Source organism: Melaminivora alkalimesophila, assembly GCF_000282995.1.
Taxonomy (GTDB): Bacteria; Pseudomonadota; Gammaproteobacteria; order Burkholderiales; family Burkholderiaceae_C; genus Melaminivora; species Melaminivora alkalimesophila.
This window is the reverse complement of the sequence record NZ_ALEE01000202.1, coordinates 1-7,714: the sequence shown is the minus strand read 5'-3', so window position 1 is coordinate 7,714 and position 7,714 is coordinate 1. Positions and strand designations below refer to the sequence as shown.

General features: G+C 65.1%; 6 protein-coding genes. All 6 read right to left on the bottom strand.

The window, feature by feature from the left end; translation table 11 throughout:
- A partial coding sequence (gene arcC, locus A612_RS03325) for a carbamate kinase (protein ID WP_019373173.1) occupies positions 1–904 on the bottom strand: 904 nt, incomplete at its 3' end.
- 54 nt (positions 905–958) lie between these two features.
- Positions 959–2,071 (bottom strand): cyanuric acid amidohydrolase, encoded by a 1,113-nt coding sequence (atzD, locus tag A612_RS03320; protein ID WP_040435831.1) that lies wholly within the window; start codon positions 2,069–2,071, stop codon positions 959–961.
- Positions 2,072–2,097: 26 nt separating this feature from the next.
- A complete protein-coding gene (locus A612_RS03315; RefSeq protein ID WP_019373171.1) occupies positions 2,098–3,528 on the bottom strand; it encodes a YlbE family protein in 1,431 nt (476 codons plus the stop codon).
- On the bottom strand, positions 3,525–5,096 hold the full coding sequence (gene fdrA, locus A612_RS03310) for an acyl-CoA synthetase FdrA (protein WP_040435829.1): 1,572 nt from the start codon (positions 5,094–5,096) through the stop codon (positions 3,525–3,527). The genes A612_RS03315 and fdrA overlap by 4 nt, the downstream gene beginning before the upstream one ends.
- A 31-nt stretch (positions 5,097–5,127) precedes the next feature.
- Positions 5,128–6,378: a hypothetical protein gene (locus A612_RS03305; RefSeq protein ID WP_019373169.1), complete on the bottom strand. Its 1,251-nt coding sequence runs from the start codon at positions 6,376–6,378 to the stop codon at positions 5,128–5,130.
- Positions 6,379–6,417: 39 nt separating this feature from the next.
- On the bottom strand, positions 6,418–7,714 hold a 1,297-nt coding region (locus tag A612_RS03300), incomplete at its 5' end, for an amidohydrolase family protein (protein WP_019373168.1).

The following is a 7,714-nucleotide window of genomic DNA, read 5'->3' as shown; positions in this document are numbered from 1 at the left end:
CCTCGCCAGCGGCGGCCGCCACCGCCTGGTTCAGGGCGGTGATGATCGCCTGCTTGCCGGTCTGCCGCACGAAGTCCAAGCAGGAGGTAACCTTCGGCCCCATCGAGCCAGCGGCGAAGTGCTTCTCCGCCACGTAGGACGCCATCTGCTCAGCAGAGACCTCGCCGAGGCTCACCTCGTTCGGCGTGCCGTAGTGAAGCTTCACGTTGGGCACGTCGGTCAGGATCATCAGCATATCGGCCCCAACCGCCCGGGCGAGCGCTGCCGCCGCCCGATCCTTGTCGATGACGGCCTCAACGCCAGTCAACGCACCGTCCTCCGCCGTGCGAACAGGCACCCCGCCGCCGCCAGCAGCGATGATGATCGCCCCCTGGGAGAGCAGTCCGGAGACCACCTCCTGCTCGACCACCCGGCCCGGCTGGGGGGAGGGCACCACCCGGCGCCATCCCCTGCCGCTGTCCGGCTGCATGATATAGCCGCGCTCGGCGGCGATCGCCGCAGCCTCCTCCTCCGGGTAGAAGGGACCGATGGGCTTGGTCGGATCGTTGAAGGCGGGATCCTCCACGTCCACCTCAACCTGGGTAACCAGGCTGACCACAGGCCGCTGGATCCCACGGGCCCTCAGCTCATTGGTGAGGGACTGCTGGAACATGTAGCCGATCATTCCCTGGGTCATGGCGCCCAGTACATCGAGCGGCATCGGCTCAACGGTAGCCTTGGCCTCCTCATTCTGCAGCAGCAGGTTGCCCACCTGCGGTCCGTTGCCATGGGTTAGCACCAACTCATGCCCGGCTGCCACAAGGTCAGCCAGCTGAGCCGCAGTCACATCGACGTTATGCCGCTGCTCGGCATAGGAGCCCCGCTGACCCGGCTGCAGAATCGCATTGCCGCCCAGGGCGACCACGATCCGGTTACCCAACGTATATCCCCCTCAGAAGGTCCTGAACCGAACCGATACTTAAGCCCGAGCGATAACGGCCACGGGGCCGCCACCATCGGGACCCTGGTGCTCCGCACCGCCGGAGACGTAGACCATGGGATCGCCGGTGATGCTGGCGATGACGGCGTTGACGACCGCCCGCGCAGACCGGGTGTGGTTGATGTCGGAGTCGTCGAGCATGGTGTTCCGGCGGCCACGCACCTCACCGGTGGACCGGGCCTCTGCCTTGGCCAGCACGTTGACGATCTTCGCCAGTTCGGCCTCGCCAGGCAGCTCGTTGAACTTCAGGCCGGCGGCCTTCATGGCCCGCAGCACCGCCTGCATGTCGATGCCATCCTTCATCACATCGTGGCCGATCACCAGCTCGCTGGCGGACTCGGTCGAGTTGCCCATGACGATGATCTCGCAGTTGAGGATCTCGACGCCGGCCGAAGTGGAGGCTACGTCGGAGTAGATGCTCCAGTCGTTGCAGATCATCTCATCCGACAGGTCAGACTCCTTGATCTGGCCCAGCGCGACGGCGGCACCCAGAGCGGAGGCGCCCCGGTTGTAGCCCATCGACTTGTAGGTGTCGTGGACGGCCACGGTCTGGCCACGGCGATGCGCGTCCTCGATCCGGTCAGCCGTCAGGAGCGGGCACTTGATCTGGACGAAGTGGACATCGGCCGGGTCGGTAATGCCGGCGTCGGCCATGGCCTCCCTTACGGCCCGTGCCACCTCCAGCACCTGGGCCATGCGGCCCTGCTCCTCGGGGAGGAAGTCCCGGGTGAAGGCGATACCGGCCACCAGGCGCTTCTCGCCGTTGGGGTTGGCGCCCCGGTCGCTCACCTTCTGGCGCACAAAGACGTTCATGTGCGGGGTCATTACGCCCTCGGTGCCGCCGGACATGACCAGGGCGACCCGCTTGCCCACCTCTTCCCGGGTGAGGCCGAGCCGCTCGCTCAGCAGCACCTTCAGGGCCAGGGTGGTGAAGCCACGGGTGAAGTCGTTGACGCAGCCGTTGCCCTCGGTCTTCGCGAGCACGGCAATAATGTTCTGGGGATCAATGCTCCCGTTGTCCAGGAGCGCCACTAGGGCGGAGAGATCGTCAGGAGAGCCCATGGGGAGACGGTAGACATCTACCTTGTACATGAGTGGTTCCTCCTTCTCGAATCTGGTTACCGGGCGGAGGCGGCGAGCCGCTCATCCAGCGCCTTCAGTGCCTTGATGAAGCACTCCATGGGCGCCCGGCTAATGCCGGCCCCTACCTGGCCAACGCCAGGCTCCCTGTGAGCTACGCCGGTGTTGATGACGGGCTGGATCCCCGTGTCTACCACCAGCATGGCGTCGATGCCCGTCGGGGTGCCGGCGAAGTCAAGCGCCGGGATACCGAAAGTCTTCTCCTCCGCCAAGGTAATGTTGCGCATCTCCTTGGTGAAGTTAAGCGCATCGCCAGCATTTCCGCCCACGAACTGGACGATCGCCGGGGCGGCCGCCATGGCGAAACCGCCGATGCCCATGGTCTCGGTGATGCAGGAGTCGCCCAGGTCGGGCGCCGCGTCATCAGGGCCGTAGCCAGGGAAGAAGAGGGCGTCAATCACCGGCGAGGGGGCGGTGAACCACTGGTCGCCGGTGCCGCTCAGCTGAATGCCGAACTCGGTGCCGTTCCGGGCCATGGCGGTCACCACCGAGGAGCCCTCGATGTTCCGAGCCGCATCCATGGTGACCTTGCAGGCCGCCATGGAGAGGTTCAGGAAGAAGTGGTCGTTCCGGCCCAGGAAGTCGGCCACCTCGGTCAACTGCTGGACAGGGACCACCTCAACCAGGGCGCTGAACAGCGAGCGGACCAGCAGGCTGGTGCCCGCGGCGTTCCGGTTGTGGCACTCGTCGCCCATCTGCAGAGCCCGGGCGATGAGCGACTTGACATCGAGCCCGCCCACGTGCCGGATGGCGGCGCCGAGGGCCGGGCCGAGCACATCCCGCATCCAGGCCAGCCGCTCGAGGACCTCCGGCGAGTTGGCGCCGAAGCGCAACACCTTGCCGAGCCCCTCGTTCATGTTAACATAAGCCCGGTTCCCTGCCTCCTGGTTCTCCACAACAAAAACCTGCATGGAGGGCGAGGTCAGGCCGGCCATCGGGCCGACGGCGCTGTGGTGGTGGTTCGGCTCCAGCTTGACCGCCCCACTGGCGGCCAGGGCCTCGGCCTCCTCCACCGTCTCTGCCCAGCCTTCGAAGATGATGGCCCCGATGACGGCCCCGCGCACGGGGCCGCACATCTTCTCCCAGGTCACGGGCGGGCCAGCGTGCAGCAGAATTCGGTCATTCATGCCGGGGACCACGTCCCGAGCGGGCTGCACGTCCACCACGACGGGGCGTGCGGCCAGGATCTTGGCCACGGCGCGCTCGTTCGCAGCGCGGAGGATCTCCGCATGCCGCTCAAGGCTCTCCAGGGTCTGGACCGCCGCGACGTTTCCGCCAGCGGGCGGGTGCCAGTGCACGTGGACGTGGGGTGCGTTGACCGCGGTCAGCGTCTCGGAGAAGGAGGGAACGCCGATGTTCACGATCTTCAGCTCCTGGTGGAGCAGCTCAAACAACGGAGCGGCGGTCATGCCTGCACCCCCTTCAGCGATTCGATGATCAGGCCAGCCACCCGGGCGGCCCGGTAGTTCGTAGAGAGCAGGGTAACACCGGCCGCCTCCAGCTTGGCGAGCTGAGCGCTGCGCGGCTGCGGATCCTCTTCGGTACCGGTAACCGAGGCGACGAAGGCGACGTGCCGGCCAACGCTGGCCAGTTCAGCCCGTAGCTTGGCCACCTCTTCCGCCACCGCTCCACCGGGGTCGGCATGGCTGCCATAGCCGAGCACCACATCCAGCAGGATGACGGCCGTCTCGGGATCCAGCGCCTCTGCCCGGAGCCGGTCCAGGCGGTAGCCCGGATCGATCATCGGATGAGGCTTGTTCTGTGTGAAGAAGTCGTCGCCCATGTCGATCAGGATGTGACCTGGGCTGACGGTGGGGTCTTCCAGCTTATACGGGGCCTTCTTGGCCAGGTTGCTGTAAACGCCCGACAGCATGGAGTCGAGGGTCAGGTAGGACTCATGGCAGAGGGTCCCGCCCGAGTAGAGGCCCCGCACGTAGGTGCCGGGGTTCAGGCCCTTCGGGTAGCGGGCGAGTTCGGCTGCAACCGCCGCCTCCACCTCCTCCGCCTCGTCGGGCAGGGGGGTGAGCGGCTGCTCCAGTGTCATCCGTGCGGTCTCCTCCAAGGTGGTGGCGACCCTCAGGCCCTCCGCCCGAGCCTGCTCGACCACTTCAGCGCTGGCGCCAAGGAAGCCGATGATGCAGGGCTTGGTCAACTGACGGACCCGCTCCAACAGGCGCTGCATGGTCGCAGGGGCCGGAGGCTTGGAGACCAGGGTAATGATCTCGGTGTCAGGATCATGCTCCAGCATGTCAATCCCCTGGAGCATGGTGATGCCGCCGACCTCGTCGGAGAGGTCGCGACCACCGGTGCCGATGGCATGGGAGATGCCCCCGCCCAGGTGATGGATCAGCACGGCTACTTCCTGAAGCCCGGTGCCCGAAGCCGCAACCATGCCGACCGTACCACGCCGGACCACGTTCACGAAGCCAAGGGGAACCCCATGGATCATGGCCGTGCCGCAGTCGGGGCCCATCACCAGCCGGCCAAGTCGCTTGGCCTCCTGCTTCAGGGCTACCTCCTTCTCCAGCGGGACGTTATCGCTGAAGATCATGACGTGAAGCCCGTTCTTCAGCGCCTTCATCGCCTCGCGGGCAGCGAAGGCACCGGGGGTAGAGACGATGGCGAGGTTGGCCCCCTCCATCCGCTCCAGGGCTCCCTCCAAGGTCTGGACCCGCTCTTCACTGCGCTGGTCGCTTCCCTTGCCGATGGCCCCCAGGAGCTCATCTACCCGCGCGAGCGCGTCATCTAGTGCCTCCGTGGTCTCGGCCACCAGGCCGATCACCAGGTCGTTGGGGCCCATGTCCGCGAACTCGGCAGGAGCGAAACCGGTATCCTCGAGGATCGCCCGGTTCATCTCCGTGGCCATGACCACGGCCACCTGCAGGACGTTAGGGACCCGCTTCGCCTCGGAGGAGATGCGCATCAGCGTAACTGAGTCGTAGTAAGCCTTTGGACGTTTCAACAAGCGGCGTTCCATCAGTCAACCTCCAACCTGGGGCCAATTTTGCTTAGCCGATGAAGAAAGTGAGCACAACGATGAGGGCCAGAGTGCCGAGCACGTAGGGGATGTTCATGCGGATGATATCGACGATGTCCTTCTTGAAGCCCTGGCTCAGAGCGGCCACGTTAATCTGCACGGGGCTAACCTGCGTGCCGATGCCGACGGAGACGGCCACGAGGCCCATGGCCGCGGGAGACACACCGATCGCGGCGATGGTCGGCATAATCAGGGCCAGAACGCCGGCCGCCATGGCACCGGAGGGAATGGCCACGACGAAGGCGATGATAGCGGCCACCGGTGCGATGATCGAAGCCGGAGCAGCACCTGCGAGCCCCGCGATCGCCTTGAAGGTACCGATCTCGCCCATCATGTTGATGAAGCCGAGGAACAGACCCACCTCGAACAGGGTGACCAGGATGAACCGCGAACCTTCGACAAAGGCAGTGAACGACTCGTTCAGGTTCATCTTCGAGCAGAGGAAGGTCAGCAGGGTAGCGATGAGGACGATGGCGCCTGGGGTGAAGAGGGCAACGCCCAGGAGACCGTTCAGCTTGCCGCCCAGAATCACCATGGTCAGAAGGGAGATGAAGGGGATCGCCTGAATCCACAGCTTACCAGCCGGAACGTCCTTCATCTCATCGTCAGCGGCGTCGCCGGTGACCAGGCTGCCGTACTTCCGAACGCCCCAATAGGCCAAAGCCATGCCGATGATCCAGAAGAGGGCGGTGTAAGGCATCATCCCATTGGCGTGGGTGGTGACCTCAACGCCGGCGAACTGGGCGGTAATGATCGTCTCGGTGGAGGCCGGGGAGGTGGTGAAGGAGGCCGCGGTTGCGATAGCCATACCGGCGATAACGGGCGGAACGGCACCCACCGCAGCAAAGACGAGCGGGGCGGTAACCATCGTGTTGCCAGCGCCCATGCCCGCCATGTAGCTGGCTGCGGCCTGAATCAGCACCATGAAGGCGGCCAGTAGGCCCACCTGCTTGCCCAGGCCCCGCTTAGCGAGGGTGACGGCCGCCTTGATGCTGCCGGCCTTGCCGACCATCATGGCAGCGGCGGCGTAGAGGATTGGCGTGGTGATGGCAAGCATGCTGGCTGCACCCTTGGTGAAGATGCCGCCTGCGTCTGCTAGGGGAATTCCGCCGATGAGGATGGCGAGGATGCCGCCGGCCGCGCCAGCGACCAGCATGTGCTGACGACGAATCAACAGAACCATGATTGCGATCAAGGGCAGGAGCAGCAGAAGTGTGTTCATGCGAGCGCTCTCCTTGTTCGGTTCAAATTAGGATCAGATTTAGAAAGAGACCGATAGCGACAGGCGTTCCTCACGATGCACTACGTGCTTCCCTCGAACAAAGACATGCACCGGCGGTCGCAGCCCCGCAATGGCCTCTGCCGGGGAGGTGGCATCCAATACCACAAGGTTCGCAGCGATTCCGGGACGGATGCTTGCGTCGGGGAGCTGGTCGGGGTGAATACCGTCCAGTACGGCTTCGGCTCTCGGACCGGCCATGGTCAAAATGGTCTCCAGGTCGTCCTGGCCGCCCATATGCGCCGCATGGGCGAGGATGAGGCCGGATTCAATCATGCTCCCGTTGCCAAACGGGTTGAACGGGTCGCGGATGTTGTCGGAACCGTAGGTCACGTTCACGCCGGCTGCGAGCAGCTCCTTGACCGGGGCCAATCCCCGGCGCACGTTCACCTGGTCATCCCTACCCTGCAGGTAGAGGTTGGTAGACGGCAGCGTGATGATGTGTACGCCGGCCTCCCGCACCGCCTGGATGATCTCCGCCCGCCGCTCCGGCTCCTGAGCCGACAGCGAGCAGCAGTGGCCGGCAGCTACCCGACCGGCCATGCCGTAGCGCCGGGTATACTCGGCGATCTGCGGCAGGGTCAGGTCTGCGGGGTTGTCCGATTCGTCCACATGCATGTCAACCAGGGAGCCCTCCGCCTCCGCCAGCGCAAATACGGTTTGAATGTGCGCCTCTGGGTCCGGATCCCGTGCCGGGATGCCGCCCACGGCGCTGCATCCGAGCCGGAGCGCCTCCCGCAGCAACTCGGCAACCCCGGGCTGGTTAGTGATTCCCTCCTGCGGGAAGGCCACCACTTGCAGATCCACCAGGTCCCGCATGGCCCCCCGGGCCTCCAGGGCCGCCACCACGCCGGTGAGACCGGCTACGGGGTCGACGTCAACGTGCGTCCGCAGGCGGGTAACCCCCTGGGCTAACGCGCCTTTGACCCCGCGCATAATCCGCTGGTAAACGTCGGGGCCGTTTAATTGGGCCTTGTACGCCTGTCCCAAGCGAATCGCCTCTGCCAGGGTCCCGGAACGATTGGGTGCCGTTTCGGTCTGAAACGCTTTGTCTAGATGCAGATGCACGTCAGCAAGTGGCCGGATGACAAGGCGACCTTCCAGGTCGATGGAACCCTCCGTCAGCCGCTCCACGGGCGCTTGGGGCCTCACGCTTACCACGTCACCGTCTGCGATCTCGATCATCCAATGCCCCGGGCGTCCAGCCAGGGCAGCGTTGAACAGGTGCAAGTTCGCCCACCTTTCTTGTCGGACGGATAGGAAATTCAACCGCATGAGG